16 protein-coding genes are annotated in these 23,652 nt (G+C 50.3%); 15 read left to right on the forward strand and 1 reads right to left on the reverse strand.

The features are described 5' to 3' along the window. Positions 1-187 precede the first annotated feature (187 nt). Positions 188-1,120: a helix-turn-helix domain-containing protein gene (locus tag ABGV42_RS31475; protein WP_347385178.1), complete on the reverse strand. Its 933-nt coding sequence runs from the start codon at positions 1,118-1,120 to the stop codon at positions 188-190. Between the two features lie 139 nt (positions 1,121-1,259). On the opposite strand from ABGV42_RS31475, the gene ABGV42_RS31480 reads away from it, so the two are divergent. The 15 genes from ABGV42_RS31480 (at position 1,260) to ABGV42_RS31550 (ending at position 23,580) form a co-directional block, all read left to right on the forward strand. Continuing rightward, the gene (locus tag ABGV42_RS31480) at positions 1,260-1,994 is read left to right on the forward strand and encodes a copper homeostasis protein CutC (protein ID WP_347385179.1); all 735 of its coding nucleotides are present in this window, start codon (positions 1,260-1,262) and stop codon (positions 1,992-1,994) included. Then, positions 1,991-3,451 (forward strand): alpha-L-fucosidase, encoded by a 1,461-nt coding sequence (locus tag ABGV42_RS31485; RefSeq protein ID WP_347385180.1) that lies wholly within the window; start codon positions 1,991-1,993, stop codon positions 3,449-3,451. Before ABGV42_RS31480 ends, ABGV42_RS31485 begins: the two co-directional genes overlap by 4 nt. A 1-nt stretch (position 3,452) precedes the next feature. Further along, positions 3,453-5,210, forward strand: coding sequence for a glycoside hydrolase family 35 protein (locus tag ABGV42_RS31490; protein ID WP_347385181.1), 1,758 nt, complete (start codon positions 3,453-3,455; stop codon positions 5,208-5,210). A 106-nt stretch (positions 5,211-5,316) separates the two neighbouring features. Next, positions 5,317-6,183: a sugar phosphate isomerase/epimerase family protein gene (locus ABGV42_RS31495; protein ID WP_347385182.1), complete on the forward strand. Its 867-nt coding sequence runs from the start codon at positions 5,317-5,319 to the stop codon at positions 6,181-6,183. Positions 6,184-6,435: 252 nt separating this feature from the next. Beyond that, entirely contained in the window at positions 6,436-7,494 is a 1,059-nt protein-coding gene (locus ABGV42_RS31500; protein ID WP_095361999.1) for a Gfo/Idh/MocA family protein, read from the forward strand. Between the two features lie 425 nt (positions 7,495-7,919). After that, a complete protein-coding gene (locus tag ABGV42_RS31505) occupies positions 7,920-9,332 on the forward strand; it encodes an alpha-L-fucosidase (protein WP_347385183.1) in 1,413 nt (470 codons plus the stop codon). Between the two features lie 312 nt (positions 9,333-9,644). After that, positions 9,645-10,622, forward strand: a complete 978-nt coding sequence (locus tag ABGV42_RS31510; protein ID WP_347385184.1) for an ABC transporter permease — start codon at positions 9,645-9,647, stop codon at positions 10,620-10,622. A 15-nt stretch (positions 10,623-10,637) separates the two neighbouring features. Beyond that, entirely contained in the window at positions 10,638-11,546 is a 909-nt protein-coding gene (locus tag ABGV42_RS31515) for a carbohydrate ABC transporter permease (protein ID WP_347385185.1), read from the forward strand. 129 nt (positions 11,547-11,675) lie between these two features. After that, complete coding sequence (locus tag ABGV42_RS31520) at positions 11,676-13,313, forward strand: ABC transporter substrate-binding protein (RefSeq protein WP_347385186.1); 1,638 nt, start codon at positions 11,676-11,678, stop codon at positions 13,311-13,313. A 171-nt stretch (positions 13,314-13,484) separates the two neighbouring features. Continuing rightward, positions 13,485-15,698, forward strand: a complete 2,214-nt coding sequence (locus ABGV42_RS31525; RefSeq protein ID WP_347385187.1) for a helix-turn-helix domain-containing protein — start codon at positions 13,485-13,487, stop codon at positions 15,696-15,698. A gap of 55 nt (positions 15,699-15,753) precedes the next feature. Further along, entirely contained in the window at positions 15,754-18,066 is a 2,313-nt protein-coding gene (locus ABGV42_RS31530; RefSeq protein ID WP_347385188.1) for a glycoside hydrolase family 3 N-terminal domain-containing protein, read from the forward strand. Next, the gene (locus ABGV42_RS31535) at positions 18,063-21,161 is read left to right on the forward strand and encodes an alpha-mannosidase (protein ID WP_347385189.1); all 3,099 of its coding nucleotides are present in this window, start codon (positions 18,063-18,065) and stop codon (positions 21,159-21,161) included. Before ABGV42_RS31530 ends, ABGV42_RS31535 begins: the two co-directional genes overlap by 4 nt. A gap of 198 nt (positions 21,162-21,359) precedes the next feature. Further along, positions 21,360-22,235, forward strand: a complete 876-nt coding sequence (locus tag ABGV42_RS31540; protein ID WP_127540531.1) for a sugar phosphate isomerase/epimerase family protein — start codon at positions 21,360-21,362, stop codon at positions 22,233-22,235. Between the two features lie 12 nt (positions 22,236-22,247). Further along, entirely contained in the window at positions 22,248-23,120 is an 873-nt protein-coding gene (locus tag ABGV42_RS31545; RefSeq protein WP_347385190.1) for a sugar phosphate isomerase/epimerase family protein, read from the forward strand. A gap of 223 nt (positions 23,121-23,343) precedes the next feature. Then, on the forward strand, positions 23,344-23,580 hold the full coding sequence (locus ABGV42_RS31550) for a DNA-binding protein (protein ID WP_095293111.1): 237 nt from the start codon (positions 23,344-23,346) through the stop codon (positions 23,578-23,580). Positions 23,581-23,652: the final 72 nt, after the last annotated feature.

Genomic DNA, 23,652 nt, shown 5'->3' on the forward strand with positions numbered 1-23,652 from the left:
AAAATAACAAATTGTGATCATCCAAAGGAGATTCCATTCGATGGATAGTCCGCGTACTCCACTGGTTGTTCCCTTTTCAGTCGATAATGGCCGGACTTGGGGTGATGAATTCGTACTGGAACCTGACCGTTAACCCATAGTGATAAGTAAGGACCGCAATTGCGCGAGTGATGCGCTTTGTCGGTCCTTATGTCATATGGCGTGGACGGAACTGGTTCGGTGAGAGTCCGGTACCCCGTCTAAATTGCCTGGAGAAGTGGCTGACAGAGTGATAACCGAGTTCATCCGCGATATCCTCAATGGTCTTATTGGTACTGACGAGCAGCTGCTTTGCATGGTTAAGCTTCTTCTCCGTGACATATTGCCGTGGGGAGATACCATATATTTCTTTAAATATTTTGGTGCACTGGCTGCGGCTCAGGTTCAGTTCTTCGGCCATCTGCGTGATGGAACCTTCACTTGAGATCATGGTCTGCAGCTGCTCTTCGATGCGGTGTGCCGTGTCGGCCTTATGCATGGTAGCCTCCGGTATGGCGTCAGGGATATGTTCAGCTTCTCCGGATTGCAGCAGGATGATCTCCTGAATAATCAGGAGGATGTAGGCTTGCAGTGCCATTTTCTGAACCGAGGTCAGGGTGATTCTGGTTTCAGAGCCATTCTGGGCTGACAGTGAAGCCGAGGAAAGACTGTGCTGCATCTCCCGTTCAATCCTGGCTACATAAGCAGGCAGTTCGGTGGTAGCTGCCTTGCTGTGGGGAATGAGGCGATATTCACGCTGGCTCAGCGTTCTTCGCATCTCGGAATCATCAATGTCGAAGTGAATATTGAAAAAGGCAAAACATGAATGTTGGATTAGTTCTATTTCGCCCGTGGACTCATGGGTATAGGCATTCTCCATCTGGTGTCTGGCGCCTGCCCGGATGAATAACCAGTCTCCTGAACCGACCAGAATTTCATCTGTGCCGATCTGCAGTCTGCCTTCTCCGGATTGGCAGTACAGGACTTCATATAAATGATGATGGTGCTTCGGATAGACCCAGCCGGGTGATTTCCTGCCAAAATGACATCCCGTAACCTGGAGTGTGCTCGTCATATTGGGAAAGATCACATCCGTATCCATGGAATCACCGCCTCGAACTTGTTGTCACAGATTATACCACTCGGCAAGTAGGCACAAAAGGTCAAAAAACCGGACGCTTTGTGAATGGTGAGAAGCCTCGAGGACTTATATATTGGAAGAAACGAAGGGGGTCATCAATATGAAGAGACAGCCCATACTGGAAGTGATTGCAATGGATGCAGCAGATGCCCGGGCAGCGGAGCAGGGTGGAGCAGATCGGATTGAACTGGTCTCTGCCATGTCTGAAGGAGGTCTTACCCCCAGCGTTGGCATCATCGAGCAAGTGGTGTCCCGAGTTTCCATTCCGGTATATGTCATGATTCGTCCGCATAGCCGCTCGTTCTGCTATAGCGCCGAGGACATCCGTGTTATGACCCAGAAGGTGCGTATAGCTAAAGAACTTGGTGCCTCCGGCATCGTGATTGGTGCCCTGTCGGAAGGCGGAGAAGTTGATCGGGTAACCATGGAATCCTGTCTAGCCGAGGCTCAGGGACTGGGCGTTACATTTCATCGGGCCATGGATGTGAGCGCAAGTCTGACAGGGACGCTCAAGTCCATCAGCAAGCTGGGCCAGGTAGAGCGTGTACTGACATCCGGAGGAAAACGGACAGCGCCTGAAGCCATGACTGAATTGAAACAGCTTCATGAACTGGGGCAAGCATTGGGTGTCACGGTCATGGCAGGCTCAGGGGTAACCTTGGACAGGATTAGGGATTTGGTAAGGCAAACGGGTATCACGGAAATACATATGGGTTCAGGTGTCCGATATGGAGGCAGTTTTCAAGAGCCCATTCATCCGCAATGGGTCGCAGAAGCCAAACAGCATCTGTTGGGTGCATTCCAATCCACGAATGACGGGAGTGATACGCTATGAGTCATGGACTGCAAGCAGCCGATTGGATCAAGACTGCAGCACAAGTCAGCCCATCCGATCGTCAGCTGAAATGGCAGGAGATGGAGTTCTACGCCTTTATTCATTTTACGGTAAATACATTCACGGATCGCGAGTGGGGGACCGGCGAAGAAAACCCGGCAATCTTCAATCCTGCGGCACTGAATGCAAAGCAATGGGTAGAGACGTGTAAGGCAGCAGGCATGAAGGGATTGATTTTGACGTGCAAGCATCACGACGGGTTTTGTTTGTGGCCCAGTCAGTTTACGGAGCATACAGTCGCAGCAAGTCCATGGAGAAGCGGCACAGGTGACCTGGTAAAAGAAGTGGCCGAAGCCTGCCGCGAGGGCGGTCTGAAGTTCGGGGTGTATCTGTCCCCTTGGGATCGCCATGAGGCATCATACGGTGATTCAGAGAAGTATAACGAATTTTTCCTCCATCAGTTGCGCGAGCTGCTCACGAATTATGGCGACATCTTCTGTGTATGGTTTGACGGCGCATGCGGCGAAGGTCCGAATGGCAAAAGTCAGATCTACGACTGGGACGCATACTATGCGCTTATTCGGGAACTCCAGCCGGAAGCTGTGATATCGGTATGTGGACCGGATGTCCGCTGGTGCGGCAACGAGGCTGGTCATACACGGGATTCGGAATGGAGTGTAGTACCGGCGCATATGCAGGATAATGAGAAGATTCAGGAGCAATCCCAGCAGGTGGATGATGGGGAGTTTGCCAGAAGGATCAATACACAGGACAGTGATTTGGGAAGCAGAGAGGTCATCCGTGACTTAGGTGACGAGCTGATCTGGTACCCTGCCGAGGTGAATACATCCATTCGTCCAGGGTGGTTCTATCATGCAAGTGAGGATCATCAAGTCAAAACACTGGAGGAGCTGCTTGCCGTCTACTACGGCGCAGTAGGAGGAAACGCCAGTTTTCTACTCAACCTGCCGCCGGATCCGCGTGGCCTTATTCACGAACAGGATGTGGAACGGCTGCAGGAATTGGGAGATGTCCTGCGTACTACTTTTCAGGAAAACCTGGCATTGCATGCACAGGCTGAAGCATCTGAGACGATGGATGAACAACATGCAGTCTCGGAAGTGCTGAATGAACAACGGGATACATATTGGTGTCCGCGCGAAGGAACGGAGCAGGCGTGGATGGAGCTGGATTTGCTGACGGAAAAAGCATTTGACCGAGTAGTGCTAATGGAACATATCCAGACAGGTCAGCGGATTGAGCGTTTTACACTGGAGGTGTGCAGGCAAGACGGCACCTGGAATGTGATATATACCGGAACGGTTGTAGGGTACAAGCGAATCTGTCGCTTTCCGCAGGTTACATCGAGAAAGATTCGATTAACCATCCATCAGTCACGGTGGTACCCTACGTTGTCCAGGCTGGGCGTATATCTGAGCGAGCGGGGAGATGTGTAGTATGGCGGTTTTGACGTATCAGGGTTCACAATTCATGTATGATAACAAACCGATTCAAATTTTATCAGGAGCCATCCATTATTTCAGGGTAGTCCCCGAATATTGGGAGGATCGACTGTTGAAGCTGAAAGCTTGCGGTTTTAATACTGTGGAGACATACGTGCCATGGAATTTCCATGAGCCGCAGCCGGGGCAATATCGTTTTGAAGGCATGGCGGATCTGGAACGTTTTATTCAAATTGCAGGAGATGTGGGACTGTATGTGATTGTTCGTCCGAGTCCTTATATATGTGCCGAATGGGAATTCGGAGGATTGCCTTCCTGGCTTCTGGCAGATGATGCCATCCGCCTTCGATGTGATGATGAGCTGTTTCTGGCGAATGTGGATCGTTATTATGATGTTCTTCTGCCCAAATTGCAACCGCTTCTTAGCACCCAAGGCGGACCGATCATCGCAATGCAGATTGAAAACGAATATGGCAGCTTCGGAAATGATGCGAGCTATTTGAAATACTTGCGTGATGGCATGGTGCGGCGTGGTATCGATGTACTGCTCTTTACCTCGGACGGACCGACAGACCACATGCTGCAGGCCGGATCACTGCCGGGGCATCTGGCTACGGTCAATTTTGGCTCAGGGACACAAGGGGCATTTGCCAAGCTGCGCGAATATCAAGCCGAGGAACCGCTGATGTGTATGGAATACTGGAACGGCTGGTTTGATCACTGGGGAGAGTCGCACCACACTCGTGATGCAGAGGATGTAGCTGGTGTATTGGAGGAGATGCTGCGAGAAGGAGCTTCGGTTAACTTTTATATGTTTCATGGCGGAACGAACTTTGGATTCTACAATGGGGCCAATTGTCAGCAGAAGAATCAATATGAACCTACCATTACAAGTTACGATTACGATTCTCCGCTCAGCGAGTCAGGGGAGCCGACAGCGAAATTCCATGCGGTACGTGATCTTATTGCCCGGTACAGCGGCCGCGATATGGGAGAGCTTGTGCTGCCTGAATCAAAGGGTACCTTCGCCTACGGGCAAGTGAAGTTGACGGAACAGGCCGAACTGCTGAAGCAGGTGGACCGGATCTCGTCCCCCGTTCAACGGACTAATCCGGAACCGATGGAGAAGCTCGGTCAGGATTATGGATTTATTTTGTACCAAACCCGAATTTCCGGGCCCAGAGAGCGACAGGAGCTGGTGGTTCAGGAGGTGCATGACCGTGCACTGGTGTTTGTAGATGGGCAATTCCAGGGCGTACTGGAACGCGGAAACACAGCATTATCGGTATCATTTGAAGTGCCTGAAGAGGGCGCGGACATAGCGATCCTTGTTGAAAACATGGGGCGAATCAATTATGGCCCTTATCTCAGAGATCCGAAGGGCATTACGGAGGGGGTACGTCATGGCTTTCAGTTTTTGTTCGATTGGACGATTCATTGTCTGCCGTTGACGGAGTTGTCAGGATTGCAATTCGGCGGAATATCTCCTGAAGTTGAGGGCCCAGCCTTTTACCGGGGGACCTTTCAAGTAAGCGAAGCGAAGGATACCTTTCTGCGTCTGGACAATTGGACGAAGGGCGTCGCTTATGTAAACGGATTCAACCTGGGACGATACTGGGATAAAGGACCTCAAAAAACATGGTATGTACCTGCGCCGCTGCTGCGTCAAGGTGTAAATGAAATCATTTTGTTTGAGCTTCATAAGACGACAGATCCGAGTGTAACTTTTGTGAATAAGGCCGATTTGGGCTAGAAAAAGGAAAAAAGCATAGCAAACGATTATTGAGAATTGTCGTGCCATCCGGAAAAAGGTATACGTTGGGTATGGACATCGACAACAAGAGAGGATGAGGAGAAGTATGAAAGTTGGACTCAGTACGTATAGTCTGCAACAGGCACTGGATCGCAAAGAATTGACCGTGCCGGATGCCATCCGATTTATCGCCGAACAGGGCGGTGAACATGTGGAGATTGTGCCGATGGGATTCAGTTTGATCGACAATCCGGAGTTGATTGATGAAATTAAGAATACCGCAGAAGAAGTCGGAATCGACATTTCCAATTATGCCATTGGTGCAAATTTCGCTGTACAGGAGGATGCCGACGCACTGGAGCAAGAGATTCAAAATGTGATGCGACATGTGGACGTGGCAGCTGCGCTGGGTGTTAAGCTTATGCGTCATGATGTGGCTTTTCGCCCGGCCCTAGAAGGGACTGTAGCGCAGTTTGAGACGGACCTGCCGGTACTGGTGAAGGCCTGTCAGCGAATTGCCGATTATGCAGCAGGTTTCGGGATCACCACGAGTGTGGAGAATCACGGGTACTATGTGCAGTCCAGCGAGCGGATTCAGCGTTTGGTGCATGAGACGGCACGGGAAAATTTCAAAACCACGCTGGATGTCGGTAATTTCCTCTGTGTGGATGAAGATCCGGTGAGTGCCGTGAAAAACAACATTCCATACGCGTCGATTGTGCACGCCAAAGACTTCTACTGGAGATCTTCGTACCGCAATCCCGGTGAAGGCTGGTTCCAAACCTCGCACGGCAATTACCTGCGCGGTGCCATTGTAGGCCATGGCGATATCGACATGCCTGAGGTGTTCCGTGTACTGAAGCAATCAGGATATGACGGATATATTTCGGTTGAATTCGAGGGTATGGAAAATTGCCAAACCGCCTCACGCATTGCGATGGATAACGTTCGCCGCCTATGGGAAGAGGCATAGGGCTGAGTACTTGTTTTAAATAAATGTATCGAATCAAATTCTAAAGAAGGCGTGAGTAACAGAGGGGAAGCTTGGAACTGTAAGAGCGGAAGCGACCGCCTTTGTCTGCGGATTTCAACTGCCAGAGCGGTCGATAAAAGAAATTTGCAGACAACAGCGGCCGAAAGTCCAAGCATTCACCGTCGTTACGTTAAGCCGAATATTATAATTACTTGAGTCAATTCATATGAAAACGATGGAGGGATCAGCACAATGTCCAAATTGAAAGTCGCCGTCATCGGTGCCGGGTCAATATCTGATTGTCACTTGCAAGCCTATGCCAGTAACCCTGACGTTGAGATATACGCCATATGCGACCTGAACGAAGCACGTGCCGCAGACATGGCGAAAAAATATGATGCAACTCATGTATTCACCGATTACAAGGAACTGCTGGCCTTGCCCGAGATCCATTCTGTCAGCATCTGCACATGGAATGATTCCCATGCGGAGATCAGTATTGCTGCACTGGATGCGGGTAAAAACGTGCTGTGTGAAAAGCCGCTCTGCCAAACCGTAGAGGATGCACTCGAAGTGGAGAAAGCCGTTCATCGCAGCGGCAAGCTGCTGCAGGTCGGTTTTGTACGCCGCTATAGTGACAATGCGCAGATTCTGAAGAAGTTCATTGATGCGGGTGAGCTTGGCGAGATTTATTATGCCAAAGCATCTAGCTTGCGTCGCCTCGGAAACCCGGGCGGCTGGTTCTCGGATATCAACCGTTCCGGCGGCGGTCCACTGATTGATATTGGTGTACATGTCATCGATATTTGCTGGTATCTGATGGGCAGACCAAAGGTGAAATCCGTTTCTGCCAACGTGTCCAATCGACTTGGCAATCGTGCCCATATCAAAAATCTGTCATTTTACAAGGCCGCAGACTATGACGCTGAACAGAACACCGTCGAGGATATGGCGAATGCCCTGATTCGTTTCGAGAATGGTGCAAGCCTGCTTGTGGACGTCAGCTTCACGCTTCATGCGAAAGCAGATGAAACCTCGGTCAAACTATATGGTGATAAGGGCGGCGCCGAACTGGAGCCGGAAATCTCGATCATTGGCGAGAAGTTCAACACCATTTTGAACATGACCCCGCAGGTGGATTTCAAATCATTCGATTTTATGGGCTCGTTCCGCAATGAAATCAACCATTTTATCGACAGTACACAGGGCCGCAAGGAAACACTTAGTCCGGTAGAGGATGGCGTCGAAGTAATGAAAATGCTCTGCGCCATCTACGAGTCAGCACGCGAGGGCCGCGAAATTTCACTGTGAAAATGGTTCCGTGATCAGAAGAAGATATCACACTCAAAGTAGTCAGTGTTCACCATGTCCTCACTTGTAAAATTAAACATTTACGCCAAAGCGGGGAGGGTAGAACCAATCTGAAGAGGCACAGTAAAAAACCTTTCTAAAAAGAAGGCTGCTTCGTAACTGTAATCCGAAGATGATACCGCACTCGAAGTGACGAGACTTACTATGCCTTTATTTGTTGAACTGAACGTTTAAGCCAAAACGGAGAGTGCAGAACCAATCTGAAGAAGCGCAGCGTGCGCCTTTATCCCCGGATTTTTATCGATTATAGAGTGAATTCAAAAAAATCCGGGGATAACAGCGATCGGAAGATGGTTCTGCAATCGGAGTGCCAGGGATTAACCTGTGTAGTTTATCTTATATCTAATCCGAAGGAGATGAACGGGATGAGCGAAACCAAAGACGTGGTGCTGGAACAGGAAGAACAGGTCGTTGAAGCCGGGGTACACAATTTTAGCAAAGAGGAAGAATGGGTCAAACCGGAAGATCCGCTGCTCCTTGAGCGGCTGGAGTGGTTCAAGGACCAGAAGCTGGGGCTGATGATGCACTGGGGTCCCTATTCCCAGCTTGGACTTGTGGAGTCCTGGGCACTGAGCGATGAGGATGGCGATTGGTCGCGCGATGACATCGACTGGACAGATGACATGGAGGATTTCAAGCGGGAATATTTCGATCTGAACAAAACCTTTAACCCGATTCGCTTTCAACCTGAAGAATGGGCACAGATGGCAGCAGACAATGGCTTCAAATATTTCCTGTTCACCACCAAGCACCACGACGGTTTCTGCATGTGGGATACCCATACAACCGATTATCGGATCACGGGCAAGGATACCCCGTTTCATACCCATAAATATGCGGACATTTGCAGAGTACTGTTTGACGCTTTTCGGGCCAAAGGGCTTGGCATCTCGGCGTATTTCTCCAAAGCGGACTGGCATACCCCGTATTACTGGGCGCCGGGCATGGAGCGTGGACGTCATATGTGGCGCGGGCCATCGTATGATCCCCACAAGTATCCGTGGCTGTGGGAGAAGTTTGTGGAGTTCACACATGAGCAGATCATGGAGCTGCTGACGAATTACGGCCGGATCGAATGTCTGTGGCTGGATGCCGGTTGGGTACGTGAGGGTCGCCACGGCCAGGATATCCGGCTGGGAGAAGTTGTGGAGAGGGCACGTCAGACAACTCAGCCATGGCTTCTGTCAGCAGACCGCACCGTAGGTGGGCCATACGAGAATATTGTTACCCCAGAGCAGACCATCCCGGAACATCCGATGAATATCCCTTGGGAGAGCTGCATTACGGTGGGCAATTCCTTTGCCTTCGCATTCGATGACCAGTATAAATCGGGGAGACAGCTGGCACATATTTTGCTGGAAGTGGTGTCCAAGGGTGGCAACCTGGCGCTGAATGTTGGACCGCAGCCGGATGGTCGTCTTCCAAAAGGTGCAGTGAGAGGCATCAAGGCACTTGGTGAATGGCTCGCGATTCACGGAGAAGGCATCTATGGAACCCGGATCTGCGGACCTTACTTTACGAAGGATTGGGCCTTTACGCAGAAGGAAGATATCAACACCGTGTACGCCTTCCGTTTATACAGAAACGAGAATGAAGTAGTAGAATCACAAGTCATCATCCCTTATTTGGAAAAGGTAGAGCGAGTCGAACTTGTTGGTACCAATGACGTAATTTCGTATCAGCAGACAGAGAGTGGACTTGTTGTCGATCTGCCACCATCTGCTGTTTCTGGAGCAGCACCGATCACGCATACGTTCAAATTGTTAACAAGTGGGTAGATGGCATGTGAATTCCGGGGGAGCAATCAGGGCCTCCGGGATTTTTGTATTCAAACATATGGAGGTGAATTCCGCATAATAAAGGCGCATAAATGCTTGTGCCGCAAGGGTTTATAGAATATGGAGAGGTGGGAGAAAATTACGAATTGATCAAAAAACACGGTTCCATGTACTATCGAATTAAGAAAGCGCTACCTGATACTATTGCTAACACAGTATGCGCCACAACATCAATATGAGCGAAAAAGAGGATGTTTTAGAGAAGTGAATGTAATGTATTATTACACTTGAGGTGTAGAAGGAGTGACGCAAATGAGTCGAGCTACGGAAAGCATACCCGCCAGCCTGGAACTCCAGCAAAGGAACCATGTGGAGCCCAAAAGGCAGCATCCATTCATCAAAAGCCTCAAGAAGCATTGGGAGCTCTATCTGCTCGTTCTGCCTCCCGTGTTGTATCTGTTGATCTTCAAGTACATCCCTATGGTAGGGGTCCAGATTGCCTTTAAGGATTTTAGTGTAGTCAAAGGAATCTGGGGAAGTCCGTGGGTCGGATTCAAACACTTCGAGGCATTCTTCGAATCCCCGAACTTCTGGCTCCTGATCAAAAACACGATTGGCATCAGCTTTTACTCCCTGATTGCCGGGTTCCCCATTCCGATCCTGCTTGCGCTGGCGCTGAATGAGATCCGGACAGGTTACTTTAAGAAGACCGTCCAGATGGTCACCTATGCTCCGCATTTTATCTCCACGGTCGTGATGGTATCCATTATTATTCTGATGCTGTCCCCGCATGTGGGCGTAGTAGACAAGCTGTTCACACTGCTCGGCTTCCCGATGACCAACTTCATGGGCATCCCGGAATACTTCAAATCGATCTATGTCTGGTCTGGTGTATGGCAGGGCATGGGATATTCATCGATCATATACATCGCTGCCCTTGCTGGTGTTGATCCATCACTGTATGAAGCAGCAAAGATGGACGGCGCTTCAAGACTTCGGAAAATTTGGCATATTGACCTTCCGACGCTCGTTCCAGTCACCGTTATCATGCTGATTCTGAGTTTGGGCAGCATTATGGGCGTTGGCTTCGAAAAAATATATCTGATGCAGAATCCGCTCAACACAAGCGCTTCGGAGGTCATCTCCACGTATGTGTACAAGGTAGGTCTGATCGGTGCGAATTTCAGCTTCTCCTCGGCAGTAGGATTGTTCAACTCCATTATCAACCTGATCCTGCTGATCATCGTCAACGGCATTTCCCGCAAAGTATCCCAGAACAGCTTGTGGTAAAGGAGGAGCTCATCCATGTTCAACCTGTTTAATCGTAACCGGATCAAGGATCCACTCGGTGACCGCATCTTCATGACACTCAACTATATCTTTCTTTTCGCCATACTGTTAACGGTGTTTTACCCCCTTTTGTATATCATCAGCTCTTCATTCAGCTCTTCCCGAGCCGTTACATCCGGTCAGGTGTGGCTGTTCCCGGTGGACTTTAACATCAAGGCATACATTTCCATTTTTAAAAGCCAACAGCTTATGCTCGGTTTCTACAACACGATCATCTATACCGTGGTCGGCACATTCATTAACGTGGCACTGACCGTCATGCTGGCTTATCCTTTGTCACGCAAGTCGTTCTATGGACGAGGAGTCATTATCATTTTCATGATGATTACGATGTTCTTCGATGGCGGTCTGATTCCAACCTACCTCCTGATGAAGGATCTGCATCTGCTGGATACACGCTGGGCGATGTGGCTGCCAGGGGCGCTCGCGGTGTTCCAGGTTATCGTGGCGAGAACGTTCTTCCAGTCTTCCATCCCAGAGGAGCTGGGAGAGGCCGCGGAAATGGATGGATGCCGGGATATCCGATATTTGATCAGCGTTGTTCTTCCATTGTCGAAGCCCATACTGGCAGTCATGACACTCATGTATGCCGTAGGGCACTGGAATGCCTACTTTGATGCCCTGATCTATCTGCGTTCCGAAAAGTTGTTCCCGCTGCAATACGTACTGCGCAACCTGCTCATCCTGAATGCGGCTGATCCGGCGATGCTCGCCAACACCAGTCAACAGATGCGGGATCAGGGCTTCGAGCAGGTATTGAAATATGCACTAATCGTTGTCGCGAGTATTCCAATTTTAATCATGTATCCGTTTGTACAAAAGCATTTTGTCAAAGGGGTCATGGTTGGTTCCCTCAAGGGATAATTCACAGAAATGTTGCCCGGCTGGCCTCTTGAAAGGAGGTGGAAGGAACACGCCGGCTTCCGGGATCGGTTTTAAACGAGTTGCAGTAAACGAGTGGTATGCCGTTTTGAACAAAAAGGAGGAGTCAGATTGAGAAAATCTTGGATTTCGATGTTGTTTCTGGTCTTTGCTTCGATGGCTTTGTTGTCCGCATGCGGTTCATCCGAAGAATCGGGTGCAGGTAGCGACGGTAGCGGCGAGAGCGGTGGCCCTGTAACAATGACTTTCTTTGCCCCGCAAGGCAAAGCGTCCATGGAAGAGAATGAGTTCACCCAATTTATCGAAGACAAGTTCGACGTTACCCTGAAATGGGATCTGGCCCCGACAGACGCATTGCAGGACCGCAGACAATTGCTGCTCGCCAGTGGTGATTATCCCGAAGTGTTCCTTCACGGCAAGTTCACCACCTCAGATCTTCAGAACTATGGAAAACAAGGCGTGTTCCTTCCGCTGCAGGATCTGATTAAGGAATATGGCCCGAATCTGACCAAGATCATGGAAGAGAAACCATATTTCAAAGAAGCGATTACAGCTCCGGACGGCAACATCTATGCCCTGCCAATCTTCAACGAATGTTACCACTGTACGTATGCCCAGAAGTACTGGATCAACACGGAATGGCTCGATAATCTGGGCCTGAAAATGCCAACAACGACGGATGAACTCTACACGGTGCTGAAGGCGTTCAAAGAGCAGGACCCCAACGGCAACGGCAAGGCCGATGAGATTCCACTCACTGGCGCACCGAACAAGTACGTATGGAACGGCAACATTGATGCCTACCTGATGAACAGCTTTATTTACAACGATAACGACAAGTACCTGATTGTGAATGATGGCAAGGTTGATTTTGCGGCAAACAAGGAAGAGTGGAAAAAGGGACTGGAGTACATGCACAAGCTGTACGCGGAAGGTCTGATTGATCCGGCTTCCTTTACGCAAAACGACCAAGCCATTGGACAGCTGGGCAATAAGGAAGGCGACGAAGTGGTCGGCTCCATTACGACGGCGCTAGTTAGCTATCTCGTGAACACTTATGACAAAGATATTACACGTCACCAGCATTGGGAGATCGTTCCCCCATTGAAAGGACCGGATGGCGTACAGACGACAGGTGCTACACAGAGCGTAGGCGAGTTTGAGTTTGCCATCACCAATAAGGCAACAGAAGCCCAGCAGATTGCGGCTATCAAAATTGTGGATTACATGTTCAGTGAAGAAGGTGCGCTGTACGCAGAGTATGGTCCGACGGAAGGCAAGGGATGGAAGAAGGCTGATGCAGATGAGAAAAACATTAATGGTGAGCCTGCCAAATACAGCTACTACAACCTGCCTGAACGGGACCCGAACGTCGTCGTTAACGAAAGCTGGTCGCAGATCGGAGCACATGACTTGTCCAACACGTTCCGCAACCTGTTTGCCGAAGGTCAAAATCCATTAGAGGCAGAAGGCTACGGTACCCGTCTGGCTCAAGCGACCAATGTGTATGAACCATATGCACCAAAAGAAGTATACCCGGCGAACGTATTTATTCGTCCGGAGGATACCGAATCGGCTGCACAGCTCACCACCGCAATCAAGGATTACGTGCAGACCAATATGGCGCAGTTCATTATCGGCAGCAAAAGCATCGATAAGGAATGGGATTCATATGTCAAAGGCTTCGATGGACTGGGACTCAGCAATTACCTTGAGATCTACCAGCGTGCAATTGAGAAGGATCAATAATAGTTGAGGAATTCAAGATCGAGACTGTCCCCAAGTCACTCGTGACCGGGACAGTCTTATCCTTTGACAACCCCACTTCCTCCGATATAATACGGATTATTTATAGGTAGTTAACGACCAGAGCGAGTGGTTGTCGTCACATGTATAAACAGTGGTGGGGGGACCTTGGGGATGAACAACAATTGGTTTAGACGTTTGCTGCTTTCGTATCTGCCTGTGTTCTTTATTGTGACTACGATTCTATTTATTATCTTCTTCCAGATTTTCAATGAACAGAACCGCAAGGAAGCGCTAAAGGCCAATGAATTTCTGGCTTCACAAGTGACGCAGTATTTGGATAATTCCCTGCGCTCGATCGATTTCAAGGTGCTGCGCGAGATTTTGACCAATCCGAATCTGAAAAATTATTACGCGGTAACCGGAAGTGATGATGTCTATGCCGGCATTCAGGCAGTTCAGGTTATCGACGAATTGAAAATAGAATATCCGCTGATCGACTCTATTTATATGGTCCGTTACAGGGATGACAAGGTATTCAGCAATGGCAAGCCCGTGCCCATCGAGGAGTTCCCGGATGCGGCATTTATAGAAGACAGCCGGGCTGCAGAAACGCAGAAATGGGTCGGCGGAAGAACCTTCAGGGCCTTTCCCACAGAGGAAGGGAAACAGGTCATTACACTGATCCGCGGAGTCGGCAATGGGAGTGGCCTGATTGTGGTGAATGTTGATCTGCAGACGCTGCAGAAGTCCATTATGCAGATGTATGATCCGGAGTTCACCTTCGTCAACATATTCAACCGGTCGGGCGGCAATCTGTGGGACAGCGGTGTGACAGAGGAGCATGCAGCCAAAGCCTCTTCCGGCGAAGTTTTCTCTGAGTTTACTTCAAGCTATAGCGGTTGGAAGGTACAAACGGGACTGAACAACGGCAAAGTCATCAAATTTGCCCTGAAATTCTACAATATTTGGTTTGTGTTTGCCGTGGCTGTTGTTCTGATTGGTGTGGTGTGGGTGATCTATGTAACTCGCAGGAATTACAAGCCGATTCAGCAGATCGTCACGTTAATTGAGACGGTTGCTTCACAGAAACAGCCAGGCATGGGCCATTCCAAGGAGAACGAATTCCGATTTATCCAGGCCACGCTGGAACAAATGATTGACCAGACGAAGCAGTATCAGGAGGAGTATGAAGAGAATCTGATCTTGAAGAAGAAATACTTCTTTCAAGAACTGCTGGAGGGAACGAAGGAGTTTACCGCCGATGAACTCTCTGCTGAGATGAACAGGTTTAGCCTGCCGCAATTGGATGACAGATGGACCGTAATGGTCGTTGAGATCGACCGCTATTCCCGCTTTATTGAAGAATATCACGTGCAGGACCAGTCCCTTCTGAAATTTGTATTGTCCAGCATTCTGCAGGAGAGCGCCCGCAAGGAAGATACGGAGGTATGGGCGGAGTGGATCTCGGACCATCGCCTGTATGCCATCTTATGGTTGCCGGACACACCGCAGCCGGAAGAGAGTGAACGCAGGCTGTTGGAAGGCTATCTGGACCAGGTCGAGCAGTATCTGAACTTTACGGTAACCATTGGAATTGGGCGGGTGGCTGTCGATCTGCGCGGCCTCAGAGCTTCTTTCAAGGAAGCTGTCCATGCGCTCGATTACAAAGCGGTGCTGGGTGTGAACCGAATTATTCCGTATGGTGATGTACCAGGCTCAACCAATGATGTGTATGAGTTCTTGAAGACTATATCGCTGTTGGTGCAGGCCATGCGGCTGTCTGATGACGATTGGGATAAGCATTTTGACAAACTGTTTAAGCAGATTCATGCCTCGATGCTATCCCGTCAGGAAATTATGAACACGATCCAGCTGCTGTTCCAGCATGTGAACCGGGAATTCGCAGAGCTGCCGCGTGAGTATCACGAGCTGTGGGCAGAGGTCATGGGTCATCTGCTTCGGAATGTGGAGGATTGGGAAACGGCCGAAGATCTGCAGGAATTGTGCAAGGATGGCTTCCAAAAACTTGCCGGACAGATGCAGGCGCTCCGTTGTTCCAAAAAACATCGGACGCATATTCTGGAGATTCGCAAGTATATCGAAGAGAACTATAACAATCCTGATCTATCTTTGAATTATTTGAGTGACCTGTTCGATATTAATCCGAAATATTTAAGCAAGCTTTTCAAGGATGAGATTGGTGAGAAATTTGTGGATTTGCTGATCAGTCAGCGGATTGAGAAGGCCAAACAGTTGATGCAGGAGACGGATAAGGCCATTCAGGAGATCAGTGAGGAAGTCGGATACACGAATTACAACTCATTCAACCGGGCCTTCAAAAATGTGGTAGGGGTCGCACCGAGCGATTACCGAAAAGCCATTTGATCGCAAGTGGAACACAAGCAGCAAGCCAAGCCAAATGCATAAGGAGAATGTGCACATGGATTATAGAGATGCTTCGTTACCGATCCCCGAGCGGGTACAGAATTTGCTTGAACAGATGACTACGGAAGAGAAAATCGGTCAGCTGATTCAGCCGATGGGCTGGAAGACATACCGGAAAGAGTCGGATGGCACCGTACAAGTGACGGAGGAATTCAAGGAGAATATCGCGCAAGGTGGCGTTGGTTCACTATACGGCGTGCTTCGTGCCGATCCGTGGACCGAGGTAACACTGGAAACCGGATTGACCCCGGGCCAGGGAGCGGCTGCCACCAATGAAATTCAGCGCTATGCGATTGAAAACTCGCGTCTGGGCATTCCCATTTTGTTCGGGGAAGAATGTTCGCATGGCCATATGGCGATCGGGGCAACGGTATTTCCGGTGCCGCTGACCGTAGGAAGCACGTGGAACACGGAATTATACCGCAAGATGTGTGAGGCCATTGCGGTCGAGACTCGCAGCCAGGGCGGAGCAGCAACCTATTCGCCTGTGCTGGATGTGGTACGGGACCCAAGATGGGGACGGACCGAGGAGTGTTTTGCCGAAGACCCGTATCTGATTGGTGAGTTGGCAGTGGAAGCGATTAGGGGATTGCAGGGAGATCGTCTCGATTCGGACCGGACCATTATTGCAACGCTGAAGCATTTTGCGGGATATGGAAGCTCGGAAGGAGGTCGTAACGCTGCTCCTGTTCATATGGGTCTGCGCGAGCTGCATGAGGTAGACCTGCTGCCCTTCAAAAAGGCGGTGGAAGCCGGCGCTTGCTCTGTGATGACTGCGTACAACGAGATTGACGGTGTACCCTGCACATCCAGCACGTATCTGTTGAACGATCTCCTGCGCGAGCAGTGGGGCTTTGAGGGGTTTGTGATTACCGACTTCGGTGCCATTCAGATGTTGGTTAACGGACATAACACAGCAGAGAACGGGGAGCAGGCCGTAGCTCAATCCCTTCAAGCCGGTGTGGACATGGAGATGTCCGGATTCATGTATCGTAAACATCTGGCGCATGCGCTGGAGCAGGGATTGATTCGTAATCAGGATCTGGACACAGCGGTATGGCGGATTTTGGAGATGAAGTTTAGATTGGGGCTGTTTGAGCAGCCTTATGTCGATCCTGACTTCGCGGAGCGAGTAATTGGTTGCGAAGAGCATGTGGAGCTTGCGAGGAAGGCAGCCCAGGAAGGGATTGTTTTGCTCAAAAATGAGGGGAATCTCCTTCCGCTCAGCAAGACGAATGTGAAACTTGCCGTGATTGGCCCGAATGCCAATCATACATATAACCAGCTGGGAGACTACACTTCTCCACAACCGAGTGGACAGATTGTAACGGTGCTGGACGGCATACGCCGAAAGCTCGGGGCAGATGCGGATCAAGTCCTGTATGCACCTGGCTGCCGGATCAAGGGCGATTCCAGGGAGGGCTTTGCCCAGGCGCTTGCTTGTGCTGAACAGGCCGACGTGATCGTAATGGTTATGGGTGGATCAAGTGCTCGTGACTTTGGGGAAGGCACGATTGATCTGCGGACGGGTGCATCGGTAGTAACGGATGGCCCCTGGAATGATATGGAATGTGGTGAGGGCATCGACCGTTCATCGCTGAATCTGATGGGTGTTCAACTGGAGCTGGTGCAGGAAGTGCATAAGCTGGGCAAACCCGTGGTTGTCGTATATATTAACGGACGGCCTATTGCAGAACCTTGGATCGACAAGCATGTCCATGCCATTTTGGAGGCCTGGTACCCGGGACAGGAGGGTGGCAATGCGGTTGCGGACATTCTGTTTGGGGATGTGAATCCGTCCGGGCGTCTGACCATCTCCATTCCCAAACATGTCGGACAGCTCCCCGTGGTTTACAATGCCAGGCGTACCCGTGGGAAGAGATATCTGGAGATGGATCTGGAGCCACAATATCCGTTTGGCTTCGGACTCAGCTATACCGAATTCCAATATGACCATGTGAGAGTTGTGCCTGAAATTATTGACCCGAATGGAGAGGCCGAGGTTCAGGTGGAGGTCACGAATACCGGTACGGTAGCCGGAGCTGAGGTTGTGCAATTTTATATTACGGACGAGGCGGCTTCTGTTACTCGGCCAGAAATATCACTTAAGGGATTTCGCAAGATCCATCTGGAGCCTGGACAGACCCGAACCGTCACTTTTCCCGTGAATGCAGAGCACCTGGAACTCATGGACTCCCGCCATCAGTGGGTGGTTGAGCCAGGCAGGTTCCGGCTGATGGTTGGTAGCAGTTCTAAGGAATGGAAGGCATGCGATTTACAAGTGCGAAGTGAGGTGGGGCCAGCATGATACGGATAAGCCGATTTATAGAGGATATGTCACAGCAGCAATGGTTAGCGAAGATGGAGCTGCCAGAATGGTTGATGCAGAGGGCCAGGTATATACGGCCTGGAGAATACCGGATGGAGCAGGAAGAAGCCTCTATTGAGTCTGTGAATCCCCTTCATAGTACACACGGAACGACTCATTTTATGAGCAAGTTAATTGAAATCCCGGACGAATGGGAGGATCAAGCGATTGCTATGATCTTTGAAGCGGGTGGTGAAGGATTGCTGAAGGTGAACGGCAAGCCGTATCACGGACTGGATCGCAATCATTGGCTGGTCCCACTCCCCAGGAGCCGGGTCGGGGCATCACCCCTGCTGGAGATTGAGCTGTATGATCCCATTCCGGAGCCGCATGACCCACTGAACCGCCAAGCAGTCATACAACCGCCGATCCGGGGCATACATACAGCCCTGGTACATATCAATCGCCCTCTGCAAAGCCTCATGTACAGCGTAACGGTACTTGCAGAATCTCTGAAGGTACTGCCTGAAAAAGACTTGAAGCGGTTCCGGCTGGTTCGTGCCATTCATGAGGTTATGGATGAGATGTACAACGAGCCTAATCGTTGGGTGGAGGCAGCTTGGGTGCGGCGCTTCGAACAGTCACTTGCACAAATCGTACAAGAGCAGGAGCCGGAAGAACAACGGGATGGATTCATGCATCTCGTAGGGCAGTCACATATTGATATCGCTTGGCTCTGGCCTGTACGGGAAACGGTGCGCAAGTCCAGCCGTACCTTCTCTACGATGTGTACCTTGATGGACGAGCATCCGGGGTTCGTGTATTCACAGAGCCAGCCGCAGCTATATGCCTTCGTGAAGGAGCATTATCCGGATCTTTACGAACGGATCAAGGCTCGCATTGCCGAGGGTCGATGGGAACTCGTCGGTGGCATGTGGGTAGAACCGGACTTGAATATCCCGAGCGGCGAGTCCCTGGTAAGGCAAATTTTGTACGGACAGAACTTCTACCAGGAGGAGTTTGGCAAGCGCTCAAGCATCGAATGGCTGCCGGATACCTTCGGCTACTGTGCTTCCTTGCCACAAATACTGCAGCTCGCGGATGTTCCCTATTTCATGACCACCAAGCTCAATTGGAACGACACCAACGTGTTTCCATATGATCTGTTCGACTGGGTAGGGATTGATGGTACCTCGGTACTGGCGTATCTTAACCACGGAGTAAATGAGCATACGCGTCCCAAGGATGTGGATGAACACTGGCAATCCTACAAACAGAAGGATCTGCATCCGGAGCAAATGCTCCTCTATGGACATGGAGACGGCGGGGGCGGGGTTACGCATGAGATGGTCGAATTCGCCGAGCGGTCCCAGTTCATGGTGGGCCAGCCAATCAGCACATTCAGCACGGCTCAGGCCTTTTTCGAAGGAATTTCAACCAATAAACCGACGCTGCCGAAATGGCATGGCGACTTGTATCTGGAACTGCATCGCGGGACGTATACGACCCATGCGCGAAATAAACGAAGCAATCGCAAGGCAGAAGTGCTGTATCGGGATGCGGAGATCTGGGGGCAGTTTGCCGGGACTGAAGCAGGCCAGGTGAAGAGCAACCTGGATGAGGGATGGAAGCTGCTGATGCTTAATCAGTTCCATGATATTATCCCGGGTACATCCATTCCGGAGGCATACGTTACGTCCGCGGAAGAGTACACGAAGGTGTTTGAACTGGGCACAACAGCTCTGAACGACTCACTCGGCAACCTTACGCAGCGCATTGCAACCGATGGATGGGAAGGTGTACCGTATGCCATATTTAACAGTCTGGGCTGGGAGCGCAGAGAAGTAGTGACCCTTAGTGGGGGCGCTGAACTAAGCGGCATGGCAGCGTTTGACCAGCAGGGTAACCGAATGGATTGTGATCTGGTGGAAAAGGAAGACGTACTGACCCTGTCTGTCGATATCCCATCCATCCCTGCGTTTGGTTATACCACGATATGGCTCCGTCCAGACAAGCAACCTGCTCCGGCTGCACTGAAGGATGACTCGTTCCCTTCCGTATGGGAGACCCCATTTTATAGGGTTGAGTTCAACGATATCGGCGAGATTACCAGATGGTATGACAAAACGGTCCGACGGGAGTGGTTGAAGCCGGGCGACAAGGCGAATGAGCTGCAATTTTTCCAAGACAAACCCACCTACTGGGATGCATGGGATATTGATCCCAGATTCGAATCTCAGCTTGCGGGCAAGGTGCAATTGGTCTCGAAGGAGGTTGTACAGCGAGGTGTAACCAAGGATGTACTGCGGTTTCACTGGAAGCTGAATGAATCTGACATCAGCCAGGATATCTTATTTTATCGTCATCAGCGCCGGGTGGATTTCCAGACGAAGGTCAGCTGGAATGAGAGTCATAAGCTGCTCAAGGTTGCCTTTCCGGTGGATCTGGTGGCTGCCAAGGCAACGTATGAAATCCCGTTTGGTGCGCTGGAACGGCCGACACATAACAACACCAGCTGGGAACAGGCACAGTTTGAGGTCTGCGGGCATCGCTGGGCAGATGTCTCCGAGGGCAATAGCGGAGTAAGCCTTCTCAATGATTGCAAGTATGGATACGACATCAAGGATCGGATGATACGCCTGTCTCTCCTGCGTGCTCCGAAGTGGCCGGATGAACATGCTGATCAGGGCGACCATGAATTTACGTATTCGTTATTGCCCCACCAGGGGGATTGGCGGGAAGCTGGGGTCGTTAGGCGGGCGATGGAGCTGAATCATCCGGTTCAGGTAGTTGCAGCAGGCCGGCATGCGGGCATTCTACCTGCGGAGCATGCCTGGATTGAGTATCAGAGCGAGCATGTCATCCTGGACACGGTTAAGGCCTCGGAAGATGGTACGGGAACGGTACTTCGTTTCTATGAATCGTCGGGTGGTCGGGAAACCGTACAGGTCCAGTGGAAGGGACAGAATGTGCAGGCATCCATCGTCAATCTGCTGGAGGATGAAATCGATCCGCTAACTTCTCAGGCGGGCGGATTCGAGCTGACGTTTAGGCCCTACGAGATCAAATCGGTGAAACTCTGCTTCATTAATTAGGAATTGGGCAGGCATAGCCTGGAGAGCGTGGAACATACACGTAAGTAGATATGAAAAAACTGCCGAATTCATGTGACGATGATTCATACTTTAGTTATGATGAGGAAGAGTCGCTTCTCTACCATTAGCGATCTATGATTGGAGGAGGGCTCGGATCGTTCCCTGTTTCGAAAATACCAACTCATGGGAGGGCATGGCATGACATTAACGAACAAGATTGGTGTAATCGTGGATAGCTTCGGCGTAGGTGTACGTGAAGGATTGAAAAAGGCCAAAGATGTGGGAGCAGAAGGGGTGCAAATCTATGCCGTCAAGGGAGAGATGGATCCTGAAAATCTGTCTCCCGCGGCACGCAAGGAGCTAAAAAGCTATATTGACTCCCTGGGTCTTGAAATTTCAGCCTTGGTCGGCGACCTAGGTGGGCATGGGTTTCAAGTGAAGGAAGATAACCTGTGGAAAGTGGAGAAATCCAAACGAATCGTGGACCTGGCTCTTGATCTGGGTACCCATATTGTGACGACCCACATTGGCATTGTCCCGCATGATCCTGCCTCAGAGGTATACGCAACGCTGCACGCAGCATGCGAAGAGCTCGGTCAATATGCAAAAAGTGCAGGTGCGTACTTTGCCATTGAGACGGGCCCGGAGACGGCAGCTGATTTGAAAGGATTTTTGGACACCCTCTCCACGAACGGGGTTTCGGTCAATTTCGACCCGGCTAACATGGTGATGGTGACCGGTGATGACCCGGCTCAGGGTGTGCGTCTGCTGAAGGACTACATCGTACATACCCATGTGAAGGATGGCGTACGCCTGAAGGAAGTCGACCCAAGGGATGTATACGGTGCAGTGGGCTATGCGCCTATGGATCATGAGAAAATTGCCGAAATGGTATCGTCAGGTACCTTTTTCCGTGAGGTGCCGCTCGGAGAGGGTGGAGTAGATTTTGACAGCTATTTTGCTGCCCTCCAGGAGATTGGTTATACAGGGTACCTGACGATTGAGCGTGAAGTCGGCGATCAGCCTGAACAGGATATCCGCAAGGCGGTTGAATTCATCAAACAATATCGGTAGGGAGCTGAGAAGATGAAAGTGGGCCTGAGTACGTATAGCTTGTTGAACGATTTGAAGTCGGGCGAGATGACGGTTCTGGACGTGATCGACTGGGTTGCGGCAAATGGCGGCGAGCATATGGAAATGGTCCCGTACGGCTACACGGTGGAAGATAACCCGGAGCTGGCTGATGCGATTCGGGAGCGTGCCGCTTCCGCAGGCATAGAGCTGTCCAATTATTCGATGCCAGCCAATTTTGTACAGGAGACGGAAGAGGCGTTTGAGGAAGAAATGGCCCGGGTCAAAAGGCATGTCGATGTCGTGCACCGAATGGGTGTCAAACATATGCGTCATGACGTGACGGCCTTTACCTTGCCGAAAGGAAACATGACCATTGCCTGGTTTGAGCAGCATCTGCCGCTCATGGTTCGGGGAAGCCAGATTATCGCGGACTATGCCGCACAGTTCGGCATTACAACGACGATTGAGAACCATGGGTTCAGTGTGCAGGCAAGCGATCGGGTGCAACGAGTGCTGCAAGCTGTAGACCGCCCCAATTTCAAAACAACGCTGGACATTGGCAACTTTATGTGTGTGGATGAAAATCCGATAATCGGTGTCATGAAGAATTTGCCTTACGCCTCCCTGGTTCATTTCAAGGACTTTTATTTCCGTTCATATGACGAACATCCGGGTGGTGGGGATTGGTTCACCACAACGCATGGCAATTTTCTGCGCGGAGCCATCGTGGGGCATGGAGATATCCCGATCCGGAAAATTGTGAAGCTGATTAAGGATTTCGGTTACGACGGCAACATCACGGTGGAATTTGAAGGCATGGAAGAGTGCAAGTCTGCATCCCGAATCGCGATGGACAACCTGCGCCGGTTTTGGGAGGAAGCGTAAGCAATTATTCTATTTCATTGTCAGGGCCACTTTATATGGAAGTGGCTCTTTTGGCGCGTTTATTTGGCAATATTGTTGCAATCCTGATTGCCGGGCATACTCTCGCAAAGCTAACATAAATTGGTTCTATGTAAGGATAAAGTTACGAGCATCACAAGTATGGTATACTTAATCTATTCAGCCTGGAAATTTACTGGCTATGGATAGGAGAGATTGCTGATCTATGCAGGTATTCGAGGACTGGAACCAGAAAGTGAAAAAGACATTTAACGCCACCAACCCCGAAGTTGTATTGACCGTTTCAGAAGCAGGCACTTTGCTCGGTTTATCTAAAGATCAAATGAAACTGTATGTGGACAAAAACAAATTAACCAAGGTGCCAATCATGCGAAGTGTACACCGGTATTTGTTGTTAGAGAGCGAGATTGCCGACATCGTCAAGAAGAACAAATCCATATAGTCCTTGCATCAGCCATCTTACCGACACGAGTATCGGGAGGTGGTTGTTTTTGTTTATATACAAGAAAAGGAG

Origin of the sequence: Paenibacillus pabuli (assembly GCF_039831995.1) — a bacterium.
In the GTDB taxonomy this organism is placed as follows: Bacteria; Bacillota; Bacilli; order Paenibacillales; family Paenibacillaceae; genus Paenibacillus; species Paenibacillus pabuli_C.